This window comes from Endozoicomonas sp. 2B-B, assembly GCF_053470045.1.
In genome coordinates this window covers 4,206,228-4,229,427 of the sequence record NZ_JBLZMU010000001.1, presented here as the reverse complement: position 1 = coordinate 4,229,427, position 23,200 = coordinate 4,206,228, and the positions used below count along the sequence as shown (strand labels likewise).

The 23,200-nt window shown below is 43.7% G+C and carries 24 protein-coding genes; 21 read left to right on the top strand and 3 right to left on the bottom strand.

Features of this window, described 5'->3' with window-relative positions; all coding sequences use genetic code 11:
• The first annotated feature begins 17 nt into the window (after positions 1 to 17).
• The 14 genes from ACOMHB_RS16300 (at position 18) to ACOMHB_RS16235 (ending at position 16,293) form a co-directional block, all read left to right on the top strand.
• Positions 18 to 1,106 carry an EpsG family protein gene (locus ACOMHB_RS16300; protein WP_448217410.1) on the top strand — a complete coding sequence of 363 codons (1,089 nt, stop codon included), beginning with the start codon at positions 18 to 20 and terminating at the stop codon, positions 1,104 to 1,106.
• A gap of 7 nt (positions 1,107 to 1,113) precedes the next feature.
• Entirely contained in the window at positions 1,114 to 2,010 is an 897-nt protein-coding gene (locus ACOMHB_RS16295) for a hypothetical protein (protein WP_448217409.1), read from the top strand.
• Between the two features lie 22 nt (positions 2,011 to 2,032).
• Positions 2,033 to 4,168, top strand: a complete 2,136-nt coding sequence (locus tag ACOMHB_RS16290) for a bi-domain-containing oxidoreductase (RefSeq protein WP_448217408.1) — start codon at positions 2,033 to 2,035, stop codon at positions 4,166 to 4,168.
• A 183-nt stretch (positions 4,169 to 4,351) separates the two neighbouring features.
• The gene (locus ACOMHB_RS16285) at positions 4,352 to 6,223 is read left to right on the top strand and encodes an alginate lyase family protein (protein ID WP_448217407.1); all 1,872 of its coding nucleotides are present in this window, start codon (positions 4,352 to 4,354) and stop codon (positions 6,221 to 6,223) included.
• 64 nt (positions 6,224 to 6,287) lie between these two features.
• Positions 6,288 to 7,505: a glycosyltransferase family 4 protein gene (locus tag ACOMHB_RS16280; protein ID WP_448217406.1), complete on the top strand. Its 1,218-nt coding sequence runs from the start codon at positions 6,288 to 6,290 to the stop codon at positions 7,503 to 7,505.
• A 2-nt stretch (positions 7,506 to 7,507) separates the two neighbouring features.
• Positions 7,508 to 8,263, top strand: a complete 756-nt coding sequence (locus ACOMHB_RS16275) for a sugar transferase (protein ID WP_448217405.1) — start codon at positions 7,508 to 7,510, stop codon at positions 8,261 to 8,263.
• A gap of 65 nt (positions 8,264 to 8,328) precedes the next feature.
• Complete coding sequence (locus ACOMHB_RS16270) at positions 8,329 to 9,312, top strand: ATP-grasp domain-containing protein (protein WP_448217404.1); 984 nt, start codon at positions 8,329 to 8,331, stop codon at positions 9,310 to 9,312.
• Positions 9,309 to 9,983 carry an HAD family hydrolase gene (locus tag ACOMHB_RS16265; RefSeq protein WP_448217403.1) on the top strand — a complete coding sequence of 225 codons (675 nt, stop codon included), beginning with the start codon at positions 9,309 to 9,311 and terminating at the stop codon, positions 9,981 to 9,983. Before ACOMHB_RS16270 ends, ACOMHB_RS16265 begins: the two co-directional genes overlap by 4 nt.
• A 52-nt stretch (positions 9,984 to 10,035) precedes the next feature.
• Positions 10,036 to 11,220: a DegT/DnrJ/EryC1/StrS family aminotransferase gene (locus tag ACOMHB_RS16260; RefSeq protein ID WP_448217402.1), complete on the top strand. Its 1,185-nt coding sequence runs from the start codon at positions 10,036 to 10,038 to the stop codon at positions 11,218 to 11,220.
• An 18-nt stretch (positions 11,221 to 11,238) separates the two neighbouring features.
• Positions 11,239 to 13,269, top strand: coding sequence for a polysaccharide biosynthesis protein (locus ACOMHB_RS16255; RefSeq protein ID WP_448217401.1), 2,031 nt, complete (start codon positions 11,239 to 11,241; stop codon positions 13,267 to 13,269).
• A gap of 347 nt (positions 13,270 to 13,616) precedes the next feature.
• The gene (gene tnpA, locus ACOMHB_RS16250; RefSeq protein WP_448215511.1) at positions 13,617 to 13,925 is read left to right on the top strand and encodes an IS66 family insertion sequence element accessory protein TnpA; all 309 of its coding nucleotides are present in this window, start codon (positions 13,617 to 13,619) and stop codon (positions 13,923 to 13,925) included.
• A gap of 2 nt (positions 13,926 to 13,927) precedes the next feature.
• On the top strand, positions 13,928 to 14,311 hold the full coding sequence (gene tnpB, locus ACOMHB_RS16245) for an IS66 family insertion sequence element accessory protein TnpB (protein WP_422452200.1): 384 nt from the start codon (positions 13,928 to 13,930) through the stop codon (positions 14,309 to 14,311).
• A gap of 5 nt (positions 14,312 to 14,316) precedes the next feature.
• A complete protein-coding gene (gene tnpC, locus ACOMHB_RS16240; protein WP_448215580.1) occupies positions 14,317 to 15,867 on the top strand; it encodes an IS66 family transposase in 1,551 nt (516 codons plus the stop codon).
• 18 nt (positions 15,868 to 15,885) lie between these two features.
• Positions 15,886 to 16,293, top strand: a complete 408-nt coding sequence (locus ACOMHB_RS16235) for a Uma2 family endonuclease (RefSeq protein WP_448217400.1) — start codon at positions 15,886 to 15,888, stop codon at positions 16,291 to 16,293.
• Here ACOMHB_RS16235 and ACOMHB_RS16230 read toward each other — a convergent pair.
• Both ACOMHB_RS16230 and ACOMHB_RS16225 read right to left on the bottom strand, forming a co-directional pair.
• Entirely contained in the window at positions 16,290 to 16,724 is a 435-nt protein-coding gene (locus ACOMHB_RS16230) for a DUF29 domain-containing protein (RefSeq protein ID WP_448217399.1), read from the bottom strand. The two genes, ACOMHB_RS16235 and ACOMHB_RS16230, sit on opposite strands and share 4 nt — an antisense overlap.
• A 69-nt stretch (positions 16,725 to 16,793) precedes the next feature.
• Complete coding sequence (locus ACOMHB_RS16225; RefSeq protein ID WP_422134183.1) at positions 16,794 to 17,228, bottom strand: DUF29 domain-containing protein; 435 nt, start codon at positions 17,226 to 17,228, stop codon at positions 16,794 to 16,796.
• 408 nt (positions 17,229 to 17,636) lie between these two features.
• Between ACOMHB_RS16225 and ACOMHB_RS16220 the strand changes: the two genes are divergently transcribed.
• The 7 genes from ACOMHB_RS16220 to ACOMHB_RS16190 all read left to right on the top strand — a co-directional run bounded on the left by ACOMHB_RS16220 (position 17,637) and on the right by ACOMHB_RS16190 (position 21,987).
• The gene (locus ACOMHB_RS16220; protein WP_448217398.1) at positions 17,637 to 17,885 is read left to right on the top strand and encodes a type II toxin-antitoxin system HicA family toxin; all 249 of its coding nucleotides are present in this window, start codon (positions 17,637 to 17,639) and stop codon (positions 17,883 to 17,885) included.
• Positions 17,882 to 18,271 carry a type II toxin-antitoxin system HicB family antitoxin gene (locus ACOMHB_RS16215; protein ID WP_448217397.1) on the top strand — a complete coding sequence of 130 codons (390 nt, stop codon included), beginning with the start codon at positions 17,882 to 17,884 and terminating at the stop codon, positions 18,269 to 18,271. The genes ACOMHB_RS16220 and ACOMHB_RS16215 overlap by 4 nt, the downstream gene beginning before the upstream one ends.
• A 465-nt stretch (positions 18,272 to 18,736) precedes the next feature.
• Positions 18,737 to 19,021: a ComEA family DNA-binding protein gene (locus tag ACOMHB_RS16210; RefSeq protein ID WP_422134180.1), complete on the top strand. Its 285-nt coding sequence runs from the start codon at positions 18,737 to 18,739 to the stop codon at positions 19,019 to 19,021.
• Between the two features lie 112 nt (positions 19,022 to 19,133).
• Positions 19,134 to 19,631, top strand: a complete 498-nt coding sequence (locus ACOMHB_RS16205; protein ID WP_422134179.1) for a CvpA family protein — start codon at positions 19,134 to 19,136, stop codon at positions 19,629 to 19,631.
• Between the two features lie 175 nt (positions 19,632 to 19,806).
• The gene (gene purF / locus ACOMHB_RS16200) at positions 19,807 to 21,318 is read left to right on the top strand and encodes an amidophosphoribosyltransferase (RefSeq protein ID WP_448217396.1); all 1,512 of its coding nucleotides are present in this window, start codon (positions 19,807 to 19,809) and stop codon (positions 21,316 to 21,318) included.
• Between the two features lie 100 nt (positions 21,319 to 21,418).
• Positions 21,419 to 21,679, top strand: a complete 261-nt coding sequence (locus ACOMHB_RS16195) for a type II toxin-antitoxin system Phd/YefM family antitoxin (protein WP_448217395.1) — start codon at positions 21,419 to 21,421, stop codon at positions 21,677 to 21,679.
• Positions 21,676 to 21,987: a type II toxin-antitoxin system VapC family toxin gene (locus tag ACOMHB_RS16190; protein ID WP_448217394.1), complete on the top strand. Its 312-nt coding sequence runs from the start codon at positions 21,676 to 21,678 to the stop codon at positions 21,985 to 21,987. The genes ACOMHB_RS16195 and ACOMHB_RS16190 overlap by 4 nt, the downstream gene beginning before the upstream one ends.
• Positions 21,988 to 22,070: 83 nt before the next feature.
• On the opposite strand, the gene ACOMHB_RS16185 is transcribed toward ACOMHB_RS16190, so the two are convergent.
• Positions 22,071 to 22,850 carry a 5'-3' exonuclease H3TH domain-containing protein gene (locus ACOMHB_RS16185; RefSeq protein WP_448217393.1) on the bottom strand — a complete coding sequence of 260 codons (780 nt, stop codon included), beginning with the start codon at positions 22,848 to 22,850 and terminating at the stop codon, positions 22,071 to 22,073.
• Positions 22,851 to 23,200: the final 350 nt, after the last annotated feature.

Below are 23,200 nucleotides of genomic sequence, written 5' to 3'. Positions count from 1 at the left end.
CTAGCGGTATATAGATTTTGTTAGATTATTATTTTCTTGTTTTTTATTCGACTTTAATTGCTTTAATTTCACCTTTTCTAAATAAGAAAGATTTACAGACTTGTTTTTATCTATTCTTGTGTCTGATTCTATTATTTACGGCCTTTAGGTATTTTGCTGGAGCTGATTATGAAGCTTATATAAATATCTATGAAGCATCACGCCTGAATGTTTTAGAGTTTGATTTCTTCGATCGGTATGGAATGGAACCGTTATACTCGATAGCAAATTCGATTTTTAACACTCTTGGGATGCCAGGCTTTCTATTTTTAGCTTTACTTGCTGCTATTAGTATCTCTAGCAAAGGATATATTTTTAATAAACTCTCTCTAAATCCTGTGGTTTCTCTATTTGTTTATTTTTCGTTGGTTTATATAAGTTCAGAGTTTATTCAAATACGATGGGCTCTTGCATTGTCAATAATTTTCGCAGGATTTTATTTTTATAACCTTAAGCGATATTTTGTCTCGTTTTTACTTTTGTTCTTAGCCTCTTTTATCCACATATTTTCATTTTTAGTTTTGCTTTTAGTAATAGCTAATAAAGCTATTTTTGAAAGATGTAACACTGGGGTTAGATTTTGGACTTTACTAGGGCTTTCATTACTATTCTCAATTCTTATCGATTTAGTTTATGTTGTAAATTGGTTGCAAGCCTTTGCTGGTGAAAGTTATTTGAAATATAAAGTTCTTGGTTATACCAATAACTTCAAAGAAGCTGCATCTAATCTATTTGTCTTTAAATATATATTTTTTGGATTGACTGTTCTCTTTTTTAAAATCAAATACGATGATTTAAATAGAAATGCTATGACTTCTCTGTTTTTTACATTTTTATGTGTTTTTTTTATATTGCTAGATATACCTATGCTTGCTAGTAGACTATCACTGATTATTGATTTTCTATTTAGTATTATTGTAATCAATAATGCAGCTAGATTTAAGTTTTATAATTCATTGATTGTTAATGTTACTATTGTATTCATCAGTTCTGGTTATTGGTGTTACAATATTTTTGTCTCATTTTTAGCAGGCAATATTTTCCCCTACAAAACGTGGTTGTATTAGTATTTATATGAATATTATTGGTATAGTAGCTCGATTTCCTCCTCCTTTGGGTGGAGTTAGTGTCTATGCAGATCGCCGTTTAAATCAATCTATTGATAATGAAGTTACAAAAAAAATAGATCTTGGCAGTGTCAGTTCTATCTTAAACTTAATTTTTGGTAACTACTCTATTTATGAAGTTCATAGCTTAAATATAAAGTTGGTTTTATTTCTTTCGTTATTTGGGAAATCTAAGAGATGCGTTTTTTATGATCACAATGCATCTAGACATTTTTCAGGTATGAAAAAGAAGCTTTTGCTTTATTTTTTGAAGGGTTCATTTGGCATTAAGGTTGTTAATGAAAATCTTATTTCGTTTTATAGTCCTATTAAAGAAGCAGTAAATGTGGAGGTCTTTATTCCTTTCATTCCGCCTCGAATTACGGACGAGGAAAAAATTATAGAAACTTATGATAAGGATGTTAAGTCATTTGTTGATAATGGTTCGTTCTGGATTAACTCTGCATGGCGATATATACCGTGCTCTAATGGTTTAGATTTATATGGTATATCAACTAGCTTAGAATTGTTGAAAGTCTGTAGGAATGAAAGGCTCTTACTTGCGATACCTGAATATGAACCTGAAAAGCTTCCTTCTAATGTCTTGAACATGATCAAATCCTTTCAAAAACAGGGGCGACTATGCCTTCTTGTTGGTCAAAAACAGTTATGGCCTTTATTTAGACATGCAAACTTATTTTTCAGACTTACATCGACGGACGGTGATAGCGTCAGTGTGAGAGAGGCTCTATTTCTAGGATGTACTGTTATAGCTTCAGATGTGGTTGTTCGCCCTGATGGAGTTGAAACGTATCGATATAACTCTTTTGATGATTTAGTTCGCTGTATTAATTTAGCCAAATAATATTTCAGTTAGTATTTGATTAATGTTGCAAATCCTCCAAAACATGTCCAGCGGTGAAACCACACTGGTTGAAGCCCCGTCACCCAAATCTAAATCTGGACAGCTATTAATACAAAGTAAAACTTCGCTAATTTCTGCTGGCACGGAACGTATGCTAGTTGAATTCGGTCAGGCCAACCTACTAGAAAAAGCACGACAGCAGCCAGATAAAGTAAAAATGGTGATTGAAAAAGTGCGTACCGATGGTTTGGCTACCACACTGGATACTATCAAGTCGAAGCTTGATCAGCCACTGCCATTGGGCTATTGCCATACTGGTGTTGTACTTGAAACGGGGAATGGCGTTACAGGGTTTTCTATTGGTGACCGAGTGGTTAGTAATGGCCCTCATGCAGATATTGTGCGGGTACCACAAAACCTCTGTGCAAAGATTCCAAATAATGTAGACGATGAAACGGCAGCTTTTACCGTCCTTGCAGCGATTGGCTTACAAGGCGTACGACTGGCCCAACCAACGCTGGGTGAATGCGTGGTGGTAACCGGCCTTGGTCTAATTGGTTTGGTGACGGTTCAGCTGCTTCGTGCCCAAGGTTGTCGTGTACTGGGTGTTGATTTTGATGAAGATAAATTGGCGCTAGCTCGGTTGTTTGGTGCTGAAACGGTTAATCTTGCTCAAGGTGAAGATCCAGTCGCGGCAGGTATGGCCTTTTCCCGGGGTAAAGGCGTGGATGCCGTCTTAGTTACAGCCAGTACCAAATCTAATGATCCAGTGACTCAAGCTGCACGCATGAGTCGTAAACGTGGCCGTATTATTTTGGTAGGGGTTACCGGGCTTAATCTGAGACGGGCGGACTTTTATGAAAAAGAGCTCTCTTTTCAGGTTTCCTGCTCTTACGGCCCCGGTCGTTACGATAGCAACTATGAAGAAAAGGGGCAGGACTATCCAATGGGCTTTGTCCGATGGACTGAGCAGCGTAACTTTGAAGCCATTCTGGATATGATGGCGGATGAGCGGCTGGATATGAAGCCATTGATCTCCCATCGGTTTGCATTTAATGATGCCCTTAAAGCCTACCAAACCTTAACTGATGAACCGAAGACATTGGGTATTCTTTTGCAGTATCCTAATCAATCGGTTGATGCATTGCGGGTTGATCGAGTAGCACTGTCTAATAAAACTCCTGCTTATCTCACCACTGATCCTGTATGTGGGTTTATTGGTGCTGGCAATTATGCATCACGTATTCTTATCCCTGCGTTTCAAAAAGCCGGAACCATATTTCATACTATTGTCACCAGCACTGGTGTAAGTGGTGTTCATCATGGCAAGAAGGCTGGTTTTACTGAGGCTTCCACCTCTGTTGATGACATGCTGGCTAATCCTGCTATCAATACCGTCACCGTTGTCACTCAGCACAACAGCCATGCTGCTTTTGTCACTAAGGCTTTGCAAGCAGGCAAAAATGTGTTTGTAGAAAAGCCACTGGCTCTCAATCATGATGAGATCGACGGTATAGTTGAAGCGCTGGGCGTAGCGGAAATTCAGCCGCGTTTGATGGTTGGTTATAATCGACGCTTCTCCCCACAGATTCAGAAAATGAAAACTCTTTTGGATGCTATAAAAGAACCCAAATCTTTTATAATGACCATGAATGCGGGAGCTATTCCGGCTGATCACTGGACTCAGGATCCAGCTGTCGGTGGTGGTCGTATAATAGGTGAAGCCTGTCACTATATTGATCTAATGCGGCACCTCGCGGGCAGTCCTATAACCAGTTATCAAGCCACCCAGGTTGGTAACGTGCCTTCGGTGGCGATTCGGGAAGACAAAGCAGCCATTATGTTGAATTTTGCTGATGGCTCTTTTGGTGTGATTCACTACCTTGCTAATGGTGGTAGCAGTTTCCCCAAAGAGCGTATTGAAGTATTTGCTGCCGGTGCTACCCTTCAGATCGACAATTACCGCAGGATGACCGGCTACAACTGGCCCGGATTTAGAAAGATGAATCTGAATAAACAGAACAAAGGTCAGGAAGCTTGTGCTGAGGCATTTCTAAGCTCTATTCGTGAGGGAAGGCCTACACCAATTCCACTGGAACAAATTATTGAGGTGGCACGAGTAACGGTAGATGTGGTTGATGCCTTGCGTGAGGGTTAGGTTTTCCAACTCTTCGCTACTATAGCGCTGACTGCTGAGGCTGTCGAACAGCGAAGTCAGCTGTTATTAGCTTTTCAATTTTGCTCTGACTAGATGGAAATAAGGAAAGCATTAAATGTCAATTCTCCAATATTCATTGATTTGACCTGCCCCTAAATTCAATTTTTAAATTTATAAGAATTCGTGCTAAATAAAATCAATACTTACAGAAAACTCGGTATTGTAAATCTCGCCGATGTGTTGTTCTATCGTTTGAAAAAAAAGGCAGGGTTGTACCAAAAACAGTTGCCGGTTTCTTTTTTACCGATCAAGCCACTGTTTCGTGGTGATTGCGTTAATCGTGCTTTTGGTGATAAGCGTACGATTCAACAACAGGCTGACGAACTCTTGTCTGGCAAGTTTACTTTTTTTTCCTGCCAGTCTGTGCAGTTACCCGTCCCTCCGAAATGGCGCTGCACTCCTGAGGGTGTTGAGGCAGGTGACGCAATGACACACTGGTCAGCTATTCTGGATTTCAATCCAGAGGTTGGTGACATCAAGCGGGTGTGGGAGCTTTCCCGATTTGACTGGTTGCTGGTTTTGGCAAGAGCCTTTTGTCATACCCAAGAGGCTCGCTACCTTGATGCGCTTAATCACTGGCTTATGGATTGGTGTCGGGAAAATCCTGTCAATGGCGGGCCGAACTGGAAGTGTGGTCAGGAAGCATCAATAAGAGTGATGCAGACACTGCTGACGGCTTTTATTTTGGGTGAGCACTCAGAACCACAGCCAGTTATGGTTGATTTTTTGCTGGCACATGGTCAGCGAATAGCACCTACCTTAAGTTATGCCATGGCACAGGATAATAATCACGGCACTAGTGAGGCTGCTGCACTTTTTATTGCTGGAGTCTGGCTTAAACGACTGCCCGCAAAGCTTGTTAAATCAAAAGAGAGACAGAGTGCAGAGCACTTTATCAAATTGGGGCGGAAATGGCTGGAGAATAGGGCAAAAAAGCTTATCGAAAACGATGGCAGTTTTTCCCAATATTCGGTGAATTATCACAGGGTCATGCTGGATTCCTTCAGTATGGTTGAGTTTTGGCGTCAACAATTTTCAGAACCAGCTTTCAGCTGTGCCTTTTACAAAAAGGTAAAGGCAGCTACTGATTGGCTGTGCATAATGACTCAACCGGCAACCGGTGATGCACCCAATCTCGGGGCTAACGACGGTGCACGGTTATTTGTGCTTTCTGATACCCATTATCGTGATTTTCGACCCACTGTGCAGTTGGCCGGTGCTCTGTTTAAAAAACACCGATCTTATCCTGCTGGATCTTGGGATCAACCTTTGAGCTGGCTTGGTATTGATGTAAAAAAATCCCACTATCTTATGAGGTTTTCCAAGTGTTTTGATCAGGGAGGCTACTGCTTTCTCAGTGACCCCACTTCGAATATTGAGCTTTATTTGCGTTACCCTCGTTTTCATTTTCGACCTAATCAGGCTGATTTGCTGCACCTCGATCTCTGGCATCAGGGTAGGAATATTATTCGTGATGGTGGCAGTTTTAGCTATAACACGAGTGAATCCTGGCGGAGTTATTTTCCCGGTACAGCGAGCCACAGTACCGTACAATTTGATAACAGGGATCAAATGCTTAAAGTCAGTCGCTTTCTTTTTAGTGATTGGTTGGAGCCACTTAAGGTTTCCACGATTGCTCATGAGGCAGGCTCGCAAGATTGGAGTTGTTCTTATCGTGATGCTTGGGGAGCTGAACACTTTCGCAAAGTTGCTCTGAGTTCTGGCCGTTTAATGGTGACTGATATGGTCAAGGGATTTAATGAAAGGGCAGTGCTACGTTGGCGGTTAATGCCCGGTAATTGGACTTTGGACGGAAATCAGCTTTACCTTGATGGAGTTCGATTAAAAGTCAGCAGCCATTCATCATTTTCGAGAATTGAATTAGTAACCGGGCTTGAGTCACGCCACTACGATGAAAAGACACCGCTGCCGGTACTGGAAGTTGAAGTTAATACATGCGCAACTATTGAGACTATTTTTATGTTTGAATATTAGATGGTAAAGCAGTCATAAATTCAATTTTTCTTAAAAGTTAAAATCAGTATACGACATATATCAAATGAAACTTCTTTACTTCCATCAACATTTCAGTACGCCAAAAGGTTCAGCAGGTATTCGTTCCTATGCAATGGCCAAACGTTTAGTTGAAAAAGGCCATCAGGTCACTATGGTTTGCGGTTCATACAGTGGTGGACATACTGGGTTGGACCAACCCTTTGTCAAAGGTGTTCGCCGGGGTATGGTGGACGGAATCAACGTGATAGAGTTCCAACTTGAATATTCAAATCGGGATGGTTTTTTTAAACGTACAATCCTTTTTTTCAAGTTCGCCCTTAAAAGTATTAGTGTTGCACTTTCTGAACACTATGATTTGCTGTTTGCCACCAGTACTCCTCTGACAGCAGCCATACCCGGTATTATTGCTCGTTGGTTGCGTGGTAAGCCGTTTGTTTTCGAGGTGCGTGACCTTTGGCCAGAACTACCCAAAGAGATGGGTGTCATTACCAATCCTTCACTACTTTGGGCTATGGGACGGCTAGAATGGGCAGCCTATAAAAGTGCAAACCGGTTGATCGGCCTCTCTCCGGGAATAGTCGATGGCATTGCCCGACTGAATATTCCACGTAATAAAATTGCCATGATTCCAAATGGTTGTGATCTGACACTTTTTGGTAATGCAAATACTAAAAGCTGGCGTCCACCAGGAGTAAACGATACTGATTTAATGGCCGTTTTTGCAGGGACTCATGGTATTGCCAACGGTCTGGATTCAGTTCTTGATGCAGCTCTGGTTTTAAAGAAAGATGGTAGAAATGATATTAAATTCGTACTTATCGGCCAAGGTAAACTTAAAGAAAAATTAATCAGGCGTGCTAAACAGGAATGCTTGGATAATATTATTTTTCATGATCCTGTTAGTAAGGAGGAACTTTCTGGATTAATGGCAGCCACTGATGTTGGTTTGCAAATTCTTGCAAATGTACCGGCCTTTTATTATGGGACTTCACCCAATAAATTTTTCGATTATATAGCCTGTGGTCTTCCTGTGCTAAATAACTATCCTGGATGGCTGGCAGATATGATTAATGAAAATCATTGTGGTCTTACTGTTCCGCCTTTAGATGCTGAGGCCTTTGCAGCTTCGTTGGTATATTTAGCGGATCATCGTGAAGAACTGCTTAAGATGGGTGAAGCTGCTAGTAATCTAGCTAAAAAAAGGTTTGATAGAAGTAAACTATCACAGCACTTTGCTGACTGGCTTGTTATGGGTAACTAAAAATGTTTAAGCGTTTTGTCGATATTTTTGCTTCCTTTATTACCTTGATTCTTTTCAGCCCAGTTCTTAGCATCATTTATTTAAAAGTTCGAAAAACTATGGGAAGCCCTGTTTTTTTTCGTCAAACTCGACCAGGCAAAGATGGCATACCTTTTGAGATGATAAAGTTTCGTACCATGCTCGATGCCTATGATTCACAGGGACTGCCTCTAGAAGATAGTGAACGTTTGACAGATTTTGGCCGCTGGTTGCGAGTAACAAGTCTGGATGAGCTGCCAGAACTCTGGAATGTTTTAAAAGGTAACATGAGCTTGGTAGGTCCAAGACCTTTATTGATGCAGTATTTGCCACTGTACTCAAGGGAACAGTATCGACGACATGAGGTTAAGCCCGGTATTACGGGTTGGGCACAAGTTAATGGACGTAATGCAATTTCTTGGGATGACAAATTTAAGCTTGACGTCTGGTATGTTGATAACCAGTCGCTCTGGCTCGATATCAAGATTCTTTTTTTAACGGTTAAGAAAGTGGTTTTGCGGGAAGGGATTAGTGCGGATGATCATGCGACTATGCCTTTTTTTGAGGGAGGCTCTTCAGGCGTTGTCCGTGATCCGCATTCCGATATCCGAAATAAGACCGATGTTATTAAACCTACGATTGAGAAAGATGTTACTGACTGTTCGTTGGCTGGTTCTCGTAAAAATGAAAAGGTTAACGATTTAAAAGTTAAAACTTGTAAGAACAGAGTTGATCTTTAACTTACCTCTTTTGCTGTTTGTCAGCCGGACTTTTACATGTACTGATTATTAAATATCGATATTCTATGAACGAATTTAATATACTGTTTGCTGCTGCGGGTCGGCGTGTTTCCTTGATCCGTCATTTTAAAAAAACACTGAACGACATGGGAATTACCGGGACAGTTTTTGCTGCAGATGCTGGTAAGTCAGCTCCGGCATCGTTTGTTACTGACCATCGGGTGCAAGTCCCCAGAGTGTCATCATCTGATTATATACCTGAGTTGTTATCTGTCTGTAAGAGGTTGAAGATTCGTCTGTTGGTATCCCTTATCGATACAGACCTGACTTTGCTATCACAACATAAAGCCAAGTTCAGAGATGTGGGCACAGAGGTATTAGTCTCTGATCCTGCAACCAATGAGATCTGTTTCGATAAAAATAATACTTGGCAATTTTTTACTGAAAACGGAATTGTTACTCCCAAAGTGTTCTCTGAAACCGAGATTCAGAATCTGAATGCATTGGACTTTCCCCTGCTAGTAAAACCTTGGGATGGAAGCTGCAGCATTGGAGTTAATAAGGTGAATAGTTTAGAAGAACTGCACTTTTTCAGGCAGTATGTGAAAAATGCCATTGTCCAAGAATACATTCAGGGTGATGAATACACCTGTGATGCCTATGTGGATTTTAATGGTCAAGTTCGCTGTGTTGTGCCACGAAAGCGCCTGGAGACAAGAGCGGGGGAAGTCAGTAAAGGTTTGACTGTGAATGATGCTGACATTATCGAAGCTGTAAATAATGTCGTAGCCAAGTTGCCTCATGCTGTGGGTTGTATGACGGTACAATGTTTTAAACAAGCAGATGGTCGAATCTGTTTTATTGAGATTAACCCTCGTTTCGGTGGTGGTCATCCTCTCAGTTTGCATGCTGGTGCTGATTTCCCAAAATGGATTATTCAGGAGCTTACCGATCAGGTATGTGAGGCCCGGCAGGATGTTTGGCAGGATGATCTGGCTATGCTTCGTTATGATGATGAGGTTATTGTTCGTGGAGAAGATATCCGTTGATTAAAGCAGTAGTTTTTGATCTGGATGACACTCTATATCCAGAATATAAATATGTAGATAGTGGTTTCAAGGCAATTGATCACTTTCTTAGAAAAAATTATAAGTTAATTGGTTTCTATAGAGTGGCTAACCTTTTATTTTCTAAGGGCTATCGAGGGGATGTATTCAATAAAGCCTTGGATTCTCTAAAATTTTCTTATAATGACTCTTTTATAAAGCACTTAGTATCAGTTTATAGAGGTCATATTCCTGATATTAAGTTAGATAAAGCAACAATAGGAGTATTGGATTACATATCAAGCACCTATAAAACTGCTTTAATTACTGATGGTTATCAGATTGCTCAGAAGAAAAAAATTGATGCCCTCGGTATTTGCTCTTACTTTGATCATATCTGCATTACAGACTTGCTTGGTAAGCAGTATTGGAAGCCTCATGAGATGTCCTACAAAAAAACAGAACAATTTTTAAATGTTGCTCCTGAAGAATGCGTTTATGTGGGAGATAACCCTACTAAAGACTTTGTGACACCAAATCGTCTAGGTTGGAAAACCATCCAGATGTTGACTGAGAAAGGTCAGTACTCTTCGATGGAGGTAGATCAAGCTTTTCGAGCCCATGTGAAAATAGATTCATTTTTTTGTCTTAAAAATGTCTTGAAAAACCTATGAGCTGTCATGTCAGCATCATATCTACTTTCTCTTCAAATAAAAGATTTCTTAAATGCTTACAACTCTTTTCTCTTCCTGGCCTTTCTTCACAGAAGAAGAAGCTAATGCTGTTTCCCAAACTTTACTAACCAATAAAGTTAACTATTGGACCGGAACTCAGGGGCGGGAATTCGAAAAGGAATTTGCTACCTGGTGTGGCACAAAACATGCCGTAGCCGTAGCTAACGGTACCCTTGCCCTTGAACTTGCCTTGAAAGCTCTGGATATCAAATCTGGTGATGAAGTAATTGTTACATCCCGTACTTTTCTTGCATCCGCTAGTGCTATCGTTTTGTCAGGTGCTACTCCGGTATTTGCTGACGTGGACCGAGATTCTCAGAATATAAGTGCAGAATCTATTCAAAAGGTTATAACACCTAAAACGAAAGCCGTTATCTGTGTGCATTTGGCAGGTTGGCCATGTGAAATGGACGACATTATGGAATTGGCTGACCGCCATAACCTTTTTGTCATCGAAGACTGTGCTCAGGCTCATGGTGCCACATATAAGGGTCGAAGTGTTGGCTCAATTGGCCATATTGGCGCCTGGTCTTTTTGTCAGGATAAGATTATGACAACGGGCGGAGAGGGCGGTATGGTGACGACCAATGATGAAGGATTATGGAAAAAAATGTGGTCGTACAAAGATCACGGTAAATCATATGATGCAGTTTACAATACTCAGCATCCGCCGGGCTTTCGGTGGCTTCATGAGTCATTCGGTACCAACTGGCGGCTGACAGAAATGCAGTCTGCCATAGGCCGTATTCAGCTTCAAAGGATGCCAGAATGGAACAGGAAGCGTCAGGCTAACGCACAAGCTATAAGAGATGTGTCACGAGAATTTGCAGCTTTGCGTATACCTGAAGTCCCACAGTATATTGAACATGCGTTCTATAAATATTACCTTTTTGTTCAGCCAGAAAAACTAAAGGACGGGTGGACAAGAGATAGGGTTGTTGCTGAAATTCAATCCAGAGGTGTTCCTTGCTTACATGGTTCTTGTTCAGAAATTTATATGGAGAAGGCATTTGACAATACCGGGTTTCAACCGGCGCAACGACTTCCAGTAGCTCAAGAACTAGGAGAGAGTAGTCTAATGTTTCTTGTTCATCCAACTCTGAAAGATGACGAAATAAATAAAACTCTAGAAGTTCTTCGCGAAGTTATGCGCCACGCCTCAGAAGTTGAACTTTAACCTTTGGGTTTGATAAGAATGCGCAAGACACTGCTCTCACTCCCACGCTCAGGCAAACGGCTGGTGACATTGCTATTCGATTCAATAGCAATAATCTTCTGTCTATGGATGGCGTTCTATATTCGCCTGAATATGGTGGACTCGTTCACTCAATATTATCCTGCATTCATCATTGCTGTAGTAGTCACCTTGCCCTTCCTGGTTAAGATGGGACTTTATCGGGCTGTCCTCCGGTACATGGGCTCAGACTCTCTTATCGTTATCTTTAAAGCCTGTTCCTATGCTGCCATCTGCCTGATGTTGGCTGGGTTTCTTTCAGGTCAGGCTCATCTTCCCCGCTCCATTCCCTTTATATATTGGCTCCTGTTGCTACCGACAATGATTATCTCTCGCTATTTGATCAGAAGCTGGTTATTAGAGGAATCCATAGCAGATATTTTCCCTGAATTTTTCCCTCGCAGGCAGCGTCACTCGAGCAGGGGAATTCCTGTCGCCATCTATGGCGCAGGCGCTGCAGGTGTGCAGGTAATGTCCGCTTTAGACAAAGGGATTGAATACCAGCCAGTCGCTTTTTTAGATGATAAGCAGGACAATGCTGGTCGTGCTATTCAAGGGAGGCGCATATACCGACCATTATGTTTTGAGCAGATGGTTCAGGAGACAGGTGTTCAGGAGGTGTTACTGGCTATACCCTCTGCGAGCAGGCAAAGGCGAATGGAGATAGTTCATACTCTTGAACAACATGGTCTACCTATTCGAACTATACCCGCCATGGCTGACCTGGCCAGCGGCCGCATGAAAATGCAGGAAATTCAGCCAGTTGATATTGGTGATGTGCTTGGAAGAGACGAGGTGGAGCCAAGGCAAGAGCTTTTGGAGAAATGTATCACCGGTAAGGTTGTCATGGTGACTGGGGCAGGAGGTTCTATCGGTTCTGAACTCTGTCGTCAGATTCTTAAAAAGAAACCTTTATGTCTTGTGCTTTATGAGCACAGTGAGTTCAGCTTATATTCTGTCGAGCAGGATTTAATAAAAACGCAAAAGAGTACCAATGACTGTAAAGCGGTACAGCTTGCGGCAGTGCTGGGTTCGGTCAACAATCCGGAACGGTTAATTGAAACCTTGCGAAGATTTGCTGTGAATACGGTTTATCATGCTGCTGCCTATAAACACGTACCTATTGTTGAACAAAATATTGAAGAAGGTTTACGCAATAATACTTTGGGTACGCTTTATACGGCACAAGCCGCCATTGTTGCTCAGGTAGAACGCTTTGTCCTGATATCTACCGATAAGGCAGTACGTCCCACAAATGTTATGGGTGCCTCAAAGCGTCTGGCAGAAATGGCTTTGCAGGGATTGGCTGATGAAAGTTCAGTAAATCTGTTTCATTCCGACAGGTTTGGCTTTAGGCCAGAAACAAAAATACCCGTTAATACCTGTTTTACAATGGTGCGGTTTGGAAATGTATTGGGCTCGAGTGGTTCAGTTATACCAGCGTTTCGCGAACAGATTCGGGTCGGTGGTCCTGTGACAGTGACTCACCCAGACATTAACCGTTATTTTATGACGATTCCTGAGGCTGCACTTCTGGTGATTCAAGCCGGTGCGATGGCCAGCGGAGGGGAGGTTTTTGTGCTGGATATGGGGAAACCTGTCAAAATAGCCAACCTTGCAAAGCGTATGATTAATTTATCTGGCTTGACCCTGAAGGATGAAAGTAACCCTGAAGGCGATATTGAAATTGTCTACACAGGATTACGCCCTGGTGAAAAGCTCTATGAAGAACTGTTGATTGGAGACAATGTGACAGGTACCAGTCATCCTAAAATCAGCATGGCTATGGAAAGCAAAGAATTATGGAGTAACTATAGGCTGGCCCTGGAAACTGTTTTTGAAGTGGCGAGAAGTGGGCGTTTTACCGATCTAAGAGATCTGCTTTCCAGCTGTGTGAATGGTTTTAATCCAACTTCTGATGTGGTGGATTGGATGGATCAGTCCAGGCAAACCGAATCAAAATCTGAGCGAGAAGTTCTGAGCTACCATTGAGCTGTCGTTTGCTATGATGTCTGCTAAATCCCTGTCTATATTGAACGGCTCATATTTCATAATGATCAGTGAGCCAGATGCAAAAACGCTATGAGAAATCCACTGTTATCCGTTGATGAATATTTAGAGTCTGAAAAGACGGCTGAATCGAAAAGCGAGTACATCAATGGATATGTCTTTGCTATGGTGAGTGGCAGTCGAAAGCATAACTTGCTAACAGTTTCTCTTGCAACGAGGCTTCATCAGCATCTGTCTGGCACAGGGTAACCGCTCATTTGAGGACGTCTTCAAAAATCACAACCTGACTGCCAGCCTTTCCCCTGCAAACAACGCAGGAGATACCTAACGTGAAGCAACTGACAAAACCCTTTACCCGTCTCAACCCTGAGCAGTGGCAACAGATCATTGATCAGCAAATAGCCAGTGGCTTGAGCCAGAAAGCTTTTTGCCAAACTCAAAACATAAGCCTGGCAACATTCACAAACTGGAAACGCAAACTCAGGAATTACAACAACACTGACTCCTTTGATATCGCTCAGGCTTCTGCCCCGGAATGGGTTGAAGTCCCAAACGGGCTGACTGAGCCTCCAGCCAGCTTAAACTGGCAGTTGGAACTTGAGCTGCCCGGTGGCGTTATTCTTCGTATGCGTCGCTGATCATGTTTTTTCCAGAATCTCAGGTTCGGATCTGGCTCTACAACCGGCCCACCGACATGCGTAAATCCTACGACGGCCTGTCTGCCCTGGTGAGAAACAAACTTGAAGAAGACCCACTCAGCGGCCAGCTGTTTGTCTTCATCAACCGCAAACAAACCCAGTGCAAGGTGCTGTATTTTGATCGCAGTGGATACTGTATCTGGAGCAAACGACTGGAACAGGGTCAGTTTCATACTCATGCAGGCAAATCCATCAAGCAAACAATGGCGTGGACAGATCTGAAGCTCATCCTTGAAGGCATTGATACCCGCTGCGTTCAGCAATATAAACGCTACAAACATCAACCGTCCCGTTACACAAAAGGAGAGTCAAAGGTCTATCTTTAACCGCCATGAAATTACCTGTTTCGACCCCCGGCACCACTGACCAGGACCTGCTCCAGCAGATCCTGGTCTTGCTGTCGGAGCGTGATCAGGAAATAGCTTCTCTTAAACATCAGCTGGCCTGGTTTAAACAACAGCTATTTGGTGAAAAATCCGAAAAGCGCCTGATTGAGAATCCGGACCAGCTGGCGCTGGGAGAAATCCTTCAGGACAAGCCTGAAGAGCAGGAAACTCCCACAGAAACCATCACTTACGAACGGCGGAAAAAGAATCGCCCTGAAGACTGTGTGACCGATCAGGGACTGCGCTTTACTGAAGATGTACCGATTGAACTCATCCCGATGCCTGCTGCAGAAATGAAGGGTGAAGACGCAGACCAGTACGAAATCATTGACTACAAGTACACCTATCGGCTGGCGCAGCGCCCTGCCAGCTATGTCATCCTGAAATATCAGCGCGAAGTCGTTCGCCATAAGCCCAGCCAGACGCTAACAACGGTAGCCGCACCATCAGGATTATTTGATCGCAGCTTTGCCGATGTCAGCTTTATCGCAGGTCTGCTGGTAGAGAAGTACCGCTTTCACGCACCGCTTTACCGCCAGCATCAGAAACTTGAGTCCAGTGGTATTACCATCAGCCGTGGAACCCTGACACATCTTGAGCAGCGTGCCGGGCACTTACTCAAACCCATCGCTGACGAAGTGCTCAACAGCTGTCTGGAAAGTCGTGTCCTCACTCTGGATGAAACGCCCGGAAAAGCGGGCCGTAAAAGCAAGGGCAAGATGCAAAGAGGCTACTTCTGGTGTTTTTACGGAGACCAGAATGAGATAGCTTTTACCTTCTCCACCAATCGTTCTGGCAGGGTCGTAGAACCTTATCTGAAAGAGTATAAGGGGGTCTTGCTGACCGATGGTTATTCGGAATACGACCGCCTGTGCATGAAATATCCCAAAATCATCCATGCCCAGTGCTGGACACATAGCAGGAGGTACTTCGTCAAGTCACAAGAGGTCGAGCCAGAAGCCGCAAAAGAGGCGCTGGACTGCATAGGTGCGATCTATCAAGTCGAAGACGAAATCCGCAAAGCTGGGCTGCAAGGCGAAGCAAAGCAGGAATACCGCCAACAGAATGCCAAGCCACTGGTTGATCAGTTCTTTAACTGGCATAAAGAACAACTTCGTCGCCTGAATCTGGTGAAAAGCAACCCATTGAGCAAGGCTCTTGGCTACGTGAACAAACGGGAAAAAGAGCTACGGCTTTATCTGGATAATCCGGATGTCGCCATTGATACGAATCACCTGGAGCGAAGTCTCAGGTGTATCCCGATGGGGAGAAAGAACTGGCTTTTTTGCTGGACAGAAGAAGGGGCAGTCAATGTAGCCGTGTTTCAGACGTTAATCGTCAGTTGTCTTCTTGCAGGCATTGATCCATACAAGTACTTCGTCGATGTGCTTCAGCGCATCAGTTACCATCCGGCTCGAGATATCCGGGAGCTAATCCCACGAATCTGGAAAGAGAAATTCGGGGCCAATCCGTTAAAATCCGATCTCGATAAGTAGGGGGAGTCTATACCCTGCTTGAACGCTTACGGCACAGGTTGTGATGTCTTTGCTTCTGACATGAAAGTCAGTGCAGGTTCTGAAAGCGATAATATCTTTTTTTACCCTGACATAATGGTGTCTTGTGGTCGTGGCTCTGGTGATGATTATATTGAAGAGAATCCAAAACTGATTATTGAGATCCTTTCAAAATCTACAGAACAGCATGATCGTTTTGCCAAACTTGAGGCATATACTCAAATAGCAACTCTGGAAGAATACATGCTGGTTTCTCAATATGAGCTTCTGGTGGATCTATACCGACGGGAAGGAGGACAATGGTGTACACAGCGTTACGGACGAGGAGACTCTTTGCTGTTGCGCTCAGTCGGTCTCGAACTTTCTGTTCTGGATATCTACAAGGATATTAGAAGAGTTGAGCATTAAGGCCAGAATTCCGGATCCATTGCCTGCTCATAGCTCCAGGGGCATTCTTTTGGGAAAGTAGTGGAGGGGAGTTCTGTTTCATCTGAGGCATCTTCCATAGCGTCGGAGTAGGCTTCAAGCAGAATTTCTGGCAGCTTGCCTTTCAGTCCTGGATTTTTTCTTAGAATCCGTCTGATCTGCTTGCGTTGCTCCCGGATAGTCCTTTCCCAGCTGTGTCCGGTTTGTCTTTTTTCAGGCTGGTACCGCCATTTCAACAAATGCATGAAAAGCAAACATATTCTGGATTCCAATGCCCTGTAGTCACTGCGCCCCATGCTTTCGATTTCCTCCAGGATATTTTCCAGATCGAGTTCTGCGAGTCGGCCCTCACGGATCAGTTTTGCCTGTCTCTGGGTCCAGCTGTAAAAGTCGGTATCGTATAAATCACGCACAAAGATCACCTGCTGTTTTTATAAGATTTCATAGTCACCTTTCAGTTTATATTATTGCCTGGAGAATTATCAGGGCCAGAACTCAGGGCTCATAGCTTGCTCATAGCTCCAGGGACGCTCTTTGGGGAAGGTTGAAGGTGATAGTCCTGTTTCTTCAGTAGCATCTTCGACGGCTCTTTTATAAGCGACAGGAAGCATGGCATCAATTTTGTTTTTCAGACCCGGAGAATCCTGGAGAATTCGTCGTGCCTGTTTTCGTTGCTCACGAATGGTGCGTTCCCAACTGTGACCCATCTGCCTTTTTTCTGGCTGATACTTCCATTTCAACAAGTGCATGTAGAGTATTTCCAGCCGGGATTGTAAAGCTCTGTAATCACTGCGACCCATACTCTCAATTTCCTCAAGGATATTTTCCAGATCGAGTTCTGCGAGGCGACCTTCACGGATCAGTTTTGCTTGCCTCTGAGTCCAGCTGTAAAAGTCGGTATCGTACAAGTCACGCATATAGGCCACCTGCTTTGTCCATTATCAAACTTTCCTACAGTCTATCTTACCCACCTTGCACCTTACGAATCAAAACTGCACCAATAACGATAGTGCAAGTTTCATTTATTGGGCTGGGCGTAGTTTAATACAGAATCAGTAGATGATACTGGCTGCAGTCATGAGTGTACTCATACTCTGGCTCGTTTTGTTCTGAAATTAATACTTGAAGGCTTCAATCCGAAAGGCTCCTGAGGGTTTGTTTTACTCTTGACTTTTTGTTGTCAGAGTCTGAAGAAATAGTTTTATTCATGCTTTTATCGAACTTCAGAGTAAGACCCCCACCGAACTGGGTAGGGGATGTAAGCTTGGCAGTTGCCACAGAGAGCCAAGCGACTATAATTAGTCGCATACTGGAGAGCAAATATTGTGGCTCAGAAAAAGAACATTGAAAAACTGAAGGAAGGCCCGAACACCTTTCCATGGAAAGATGTCTGCTCACTATTGAAGTATTTTGGCTACAAGCAGGAGGAAAAGGCTGGCTCACGGGTACGATTTTACAACAAAAACACGAAACGAATGATAAGACTGCACAGGCCACACCCGGACAAAAATCTGAAAGGGGGAGCCCTGAAGGCACTCATCGAGTTTCTGGATAACGAGGGGCATCTGTCATGACTCAATACCTCAAATACAAGGGCTATCAAGGCACAATAGAGCCACAGATTGATGATGGTACGCTGTTTGGCAAAGTAGCCTTCATCCGAGATCTGATTACTTATGGAGCGGACACGCTGCCAAAGCTGATAGAGGAGTTTCAGCAGTCAGTAGATGACTACCTGAAAGACTGTGAGGAACTGGGCAAAGCCCCTGATAAACCATTCAAGGGCTCGCTGAATGTTCGCGTCGGTGAGGAACTTCACAAGGCCATGGCCATAGCCATCCTCGAAGCACCACTTAATCACACAAGGCCAAAGTCTATCAACGCGTTCATTTGTGAGGCGATAGAGGAAAAGCTAACCAGGGAAAGAAGCAAAGGGATTAGCACCAACACGATTAATTAATTATCGAGTGAGCGTAAAAAACCGTCCCTTAGGACGGGGCGGACATCAAGTTTCATTTATAGGGCTGAGCGTAGTTTAATACAGAATCGATAGGTGATACTGGTTGTAGCCATGAGTGCACTCAATAATCCGGCTCGTTTTGTTCTGAAATTAATACTTGAAGGCTTCAATCCGAAAGGCTCCTGAGGGTTTGTTTTACTCTTGACTTTTTGTTGTCAGAGCCTGAAGAAATAGTTTTATTCATGCTTATATATTGTCAAAACATTGGCTTCGCTGTCTGAGTGCTTATTTTGGAGACTGTCCCGAGTTCTTTATAAAATCAGTCGTTTACACCAAATGGCTCTGACGTAGTCATAGTTTTTTTTCAATGCGTTTGGTTTTTTTTTAAAATCCGTCTAAAACTGGAAATAACGGTTTTAGAAATATCTAAAGCCAAACTCAAATAATCAATAAGGAAGTTTGATTATGAATAATTTTTTCCCAGCTATCGCTCTTTCCAGTCTTTTGATGTTCTCTGCAGGCTCATTTGCCAATAGCGACGAAAAAGAATGGGTCGTTAATGTCAACACAGCCACCGTTCAGGAACTGGACGAAAAGCTTATAGGTGTTGGCCGACGAACAGCAGAAGAGATAGTCAAACACCGCAAAGCCCATGGTCCTTACAAGAATATGGATGACCTTGATCAGGTGAAGTTCATCGGTGAAGCCTTTATGAAGAAAAACGAATCCAGAATAATTTTTGAAGAGTAGGAATAATACACACAAAAAAGCCCGTCCATAGAGACGGGCTTTTTTGTGTGTTGAGTAGCTGTTCCAAAACCGATAATCTGACCCGAATAAAGACTAATGCAGGAGTTTTCCTTTGACGTTTACCTGGATCGACTGGGTCATTGTGGCCATAGTGGCTGTGTCCTCTCTTATCAGCCTTAAACGTGGCTTTTTTAAGGAAGTCCTTTCTCTTCTGACTTGGGTAGTGGCCATTTTTGTGGCCTGGACTTTTAATGGCAGTGTTGCCAGCTTGTTGACCCAGTATGTAGAGACCCCATCCGTTAGAGTAATTTCCGCATCAATCCTGTTGTTCGTCGCAACTCTACTGGTGGGGGGGTTAGTGAATCGTTTGTTTGCAGAATTGGTGGAAGCCACTGGCCTTACTGGGACTGACAGGGTGTTGGGTATGGTTTTCGGAGGACTCAGAGGCTGCCTGCTTGTAGTGCTTGTGGTGGGACTAATGACATTTGCCCCATTAGAGAATGACGAAGCATGGCAAGATTCGGTATTATTGCCCCACTTTTTGCTGCTTGCAGACTGGTCCAGGCAAACAGTGGTCCAGTGGGTTGAACCATTGATGCAAGCCGGTTGAAATAATCTCTGAAAGCTTCCCGGGAACAGGCAAACGTCCAGGGGGGGCTTTCAATGAACTTTTGAGAAAAAACAGGCTCTAAAGCCAACCAAAAGCATAAAATGCGGGGAGAGCCGATTTTCAGGTTACCCTGCCATAACTTTAGAGCCGCTGATCCAGCCTGAGGATGTGATAAATGTGTGGAATTGTCGGTATTTCGGCGACAGTGAATGTTAACCAGCTGTTGTTCGATGCGCTGACCGTGCTTCAGCACAGGGGGCAGGACGCAGCCGGAATGGTCACTCTGGGGGGAGGGCATTTTTATCTGAGAAAAGATAACGGGCTAGTCCGTGATGTCTTCAGAACCCGGCATATGAAAAAACTGGTAGGGAATATGGGCATCGCTCATGTTCGGTATCCTACTGCAGGGACTTCGAGCTCAGCCGAAGCCCAACCATTCTATGTGAACTCTCCCTACGGGATTGCCCTTGCCCATAACGGGAATCTCACCAATGCCCAGAGCATCAAGCAAGAGCTCTTCGAAGCAGATCTTCGCCATATCAATACCAGCTCTGATTCAGAGATTCTGTTGAATGTCTTCGCTCACGAACTGGAGCAGTCTGGCAAGTTGCAGCCCAGTCCGGAAGATTTTTTTCAGGCGGTTCGTCGTGTCTATGAGCGTTGTGAAGGGGGTTATGCTGTCGTTGCTATGATCAATGGTCACGGTATCATTGGTTTTCGTGACCCTTATGGTATCCGCCCCCTGATTTACGGTAAGCGAGAAAGCGAGAAAGGCACAGAGTATATGATGGCTTCTGAATCCGTCGCTCTGAGTGCCTCTGGTTTTGAAGTGATCCGTGACGTTGAACCAGGCGAAGCCGTATTTATAGACTCAAACAATCAGCTGCACACTTTCCAGTGTGTCGAGGGCACCAAGCACCCTTGTATGTTTGAGTACGTCTATCTTGCTCGCCCTGACTCAATTGTGGATGGTATTTCGGTCTATCAGGCGCATCAGAGAATGGGGCAGATCCTGGCTAACAAGATTCTCAGAGAGTGGCCAGAGCACGATATTGATGTGGTCATGCCTATCCCTGATACCAGCCGAACATCGGCACTGGAGATTGCCAACCGGTTAGGGCTTCCTTACAAAGAAGGCTTTGTTAAAAACCGTTATATCGGTCGAACTTTTATCATGCCTGGTCAGGAGGTCCGCAAGAAGTCCGTTCGCCAAAAACTCAGTGCTATACGCCAGGAATTTGAAGGCAAGAATGTGCTGTTGGTGGATGACTCTATCGTCAGGGGCACAACCTGTCAGCAGATCATCGATATGGCCAGAGACAGTGGTGCAAAGAAAGTCTATTTTAGCTCTGCTGCTCCTGCGATTCGTTATCCTAATGTTTACGGGATCGATATGCCGACATCTGAAGAGCTTATAGCCTACGATCGGACAGATAAGGAAATTGAGCAGGAAATCGGGGCAGATCGTCTGATCTTCCAGGATTTGGATGATTTAAAGAAGATCGTTTCTTCGTTGAATCCCGAGATTACCGACTTCGACTGTTCTGTTTTTGATGGTAAATACATTGCTGGCGGTATCGACAGTGAATACCTCAGTCGTCTTGCTGCCAGCAGGAACGAACAAACCCGGGCGAATGAAGGAAGTGATTCGATCATTGATCTTCACAATGATGAAGAGCTTGCCTGATTTATCCCTCAACAGCGCCAGTTACCAGAGTCAAGCCCTTGTTAGCTTTGCTAACAAGGGCTAAACTCTACCTAGTTTAATTAGCTGGGGGGACGGCTTAATGTCAGGGTCACAACAAATTACCGTTGGAATGCATGAGGTAATAAGCAGGTTCCCAGAACTTGTCAGGCTGGCACTTGAAGAAGATGCCGATATCGTTATCACTCAGAGGAATAAGCCAGTTATTAGGTTGGTTCCTTACGAAGAGCAGCCTAAAGGCAGAGGTTTTGGTGCTCTGAGAGGGCGGATTGAGATATCCGATGATTTTGACAGTACACCTGATGACGTAATCAATCAATTTTATGGTAACTCCGATCAATGAGATATTTACTGGATACCTGTGCACTTCTGCGTTGGTTAAAAGGTGATTTCAGGATTTCCGGTCAGGTTATTGATGAAATCAATTCACCTGGTAATGAGGTTTATGTCAGTTCGGCGTCAATTTGGGAGATAAGAATTAAGCAGCAGATTGGCAAGCTGAGTGTCGATGAAAACTTTTCAGAGGTTATCGCGTCTTGTGGCTTTCAATCTTTACCCATCACTTTTTTCCATGCTAACAAGATAGTTGATCTTCCAATGATTCATAGAGATCCTTTTTTACAGAGTACTGATTGCCCAATGCCTTGTTGAAGGAATGACGATTGTGACGAGTGATGGCAACATATTTAAATATGAAGTCTCTTCCTTGCCACTATAATTTTCTCCTAAACAAGTTACCCTCTAGATACAGTCTCATACCTCAAATCCTTCATCCTTACTCCAACCTCAAGGTCACAAGTCAAAGTTGCCAATTTCAGGCTTAACAATGCCCGTTCTTTCTGCTTCACTACTTTTCCCGCCGCCCCTTTAGCCTCCTCTCCTAGCAAAAAGATAGTGCTTATTTCCTGATGTTCCAGAATCAGGGAGGTCGCTCCCTTATCGCCTACGCCCTGAACGCCGGGCACATCGCCCACACCGGCAATTGCCCAGAACTGGGTTAGCTTTTCAGCCCCGAAGCCGTAAAGGTTCTGTACACTCTCTCCCTGATAATCAATCTTCTGGAAGTGATCACGCAGTTTTATCTGCGGAACATTCAACAGTTGCAGGAAAATACGGTCGGTTGAAAGGATGGTGGTTTCGGCGTTGGCTTTTGATGCCTTGGAGGCTACAGCGGCAATGACATCATCCGCTTCCAGACCTGTTTTTCTCAATGTTTTTACCCCCATTTTCAGAAAAGCTCTGTTAAAGTCGCCCAGTCTTTTTCTCAGTGCTTCGGGCATGGGCTTGCGACCCTTTTTATAGTCAGGAAAAAGCTCATGTCGCCAGGTCGGAGGGTTGCCATCAAAAACCATCAGGCAATGCGTTGGCGATGTTTCCTTAATGGCCCGAGTTAGCGAAGCAACGGTAGCTGAAATTGCTCCGTCTATCTGGCTGTTTTCATCCGGGGCCCTGACAGCAGCGTGTACTCTTCGGATAAGATTCAGAGCATCAATCAAAAGCAGGTGAGGGCGCATTCTGTTTTTCCTGAACAGCCATGGATGTATAAATCAACACTAAACATTTAATAATCGTGTTCCCAGATTACCACATTCAGGGGCCGGGAATTTTCTTTTATCTTTCTAAAACCGAGCAGTGAGGGTGGTTATTTCTACTGTCAACCGCCGGTTTTTTTCGCTATCTTTGGCATCTCAGCCATCCGGGATATGTCAGACTCAAGGTTCTTTCAGGCCGGGTAGAAAACCTCAGCATGACATATAATCGAAGCCTTGGAATTGTAGGCTCAGAAACAGCCATGAGTGAAAAAATACAGCGTAATTTCTGAATAGCAGAACAAAATATTATTCATGGTAAACTGCCCTCAGCG

What these genes read in the sequence shown, in the direction of transcription:
- ACOMHB_RS16210 (WP_422134180.1), top strand. Translation starts at nt 18,737, where the DNA reads ATGAATAATTTTTTCCCAGCTATCGCTCTTTCCAGTCTTTTGATGTTC.
- ACOMHB_RS16295 (WP_448217409.1), top strand. Translation starts at nt 1,114, where the DNA reads ATGAATATTATTGGTATAGTAGCTCGATTTCCTCCTCCTTTGGGTGGA.
- purF (WP_448217396.1), top strand. Translation starts at nt 19,807, where the DNA reads ATGTGTGGAATTGTCGGTATTTCGGCGACAGTGAATGTTAACCAGCTG.
- ACOMHB_RS16290 (WP_448217408.1), top strand. Translation starts at nt 2,033, where the DNA reads ATGTTGCAAATCCTCCAAAACATGTCCAGCGGTGAAACCACACTGGTT.
- ACOMHB_RS16280 (WP_448217406.1), top strand. Translation starts at nt 6,288, where the DNA reads ATGAAACTTCTTTACTTCCATCAACATTTCAGTACGCCAAAAGGTTCA.
- tnpB (WP_422452200.1), top strand. Translation starts at nt 13,928, where the DNA reads ATGTTTTTTCCAGAATCTCAGGTTCGGATCTGGCTCTACAACCGGCCC.
- tnpC (WP_448215580.1), top strand. Translation starts at nt 14,317, where the DNA reads ATGAAATTACCTGTTTCGACCCCCGGCACCACTGACCAGGACCTGCTC.
- ACOMHB_RS16185 (WP_448217393.1), bottom strand. Translation starts at nt 22,850, where the DNA reads ATGCGCCCTCACCTGCTTTTGATTGATGCTCTGAATCTTATCCGAAGA.
- ACOMHB_RS16270 (WP_448217404.1), top strand. Translation starts at nt 8,329, where the DNA reads ATGAACGAATTTAATATACTGTTTGCTGCTGCGGGTCGGCGTGTTTCC.
- ACOMHB_RS16195 (WP_448217395.1), top strand. Translation starts at nt 21,419, where the DNA reads ATGTCAGGGTCACAACAAATTACCGTTGGAATGCATGAGGTAATAAGC.
- ACOMHB_RS16190 (WP_448217394.1), top strand. Translation starts at nt 21,676, where the DNA reads ATGAGATATTTACTGGATACCTGTGCACTTCTGCGTTGGTTAAAAGGT.
- ACOMHB_RS16275 (WP_448217405.1), top strand. Translation starts at nt 7,508, where the DNA reads ATGTTTAAGCGTTTTGTCGATATTTTTGCTTCCTTTATTACCTTGATT.
- ACOMHB_RS16260 (WP_448217402.1), top strand. Translation starts at nt 10,036, where the DNA reads ATGCTTACAACTCTTTTCTCTTCCTGGCCTTTCTTCACAGAAGAAGAA.
- ACOMHB_RS16225 (WP_422134183.1), bottom strand. Translation starts at nt 17,228, where the DNA reads ATGCGTGACTTGTACGATACCGACTTTTACAGCTGGACTCAGAGGCAA.
- ACOMHB_RS16215 (WP_448217397.1), top strand. Translation starts at nt 17,882, where the DNA reads ATGACTCAATACCTCAAATACAAGGGCTATCAAGGCACAATAGAGCCA.
- ACOMHB_RS16255 (WP_448217401.1), top strand. Translation starts at nt 11,239, where the DNA reads ATGCGCAAGACACTGCTCTCACTCCCACGCTCAGGCAAACGGCTGGTG.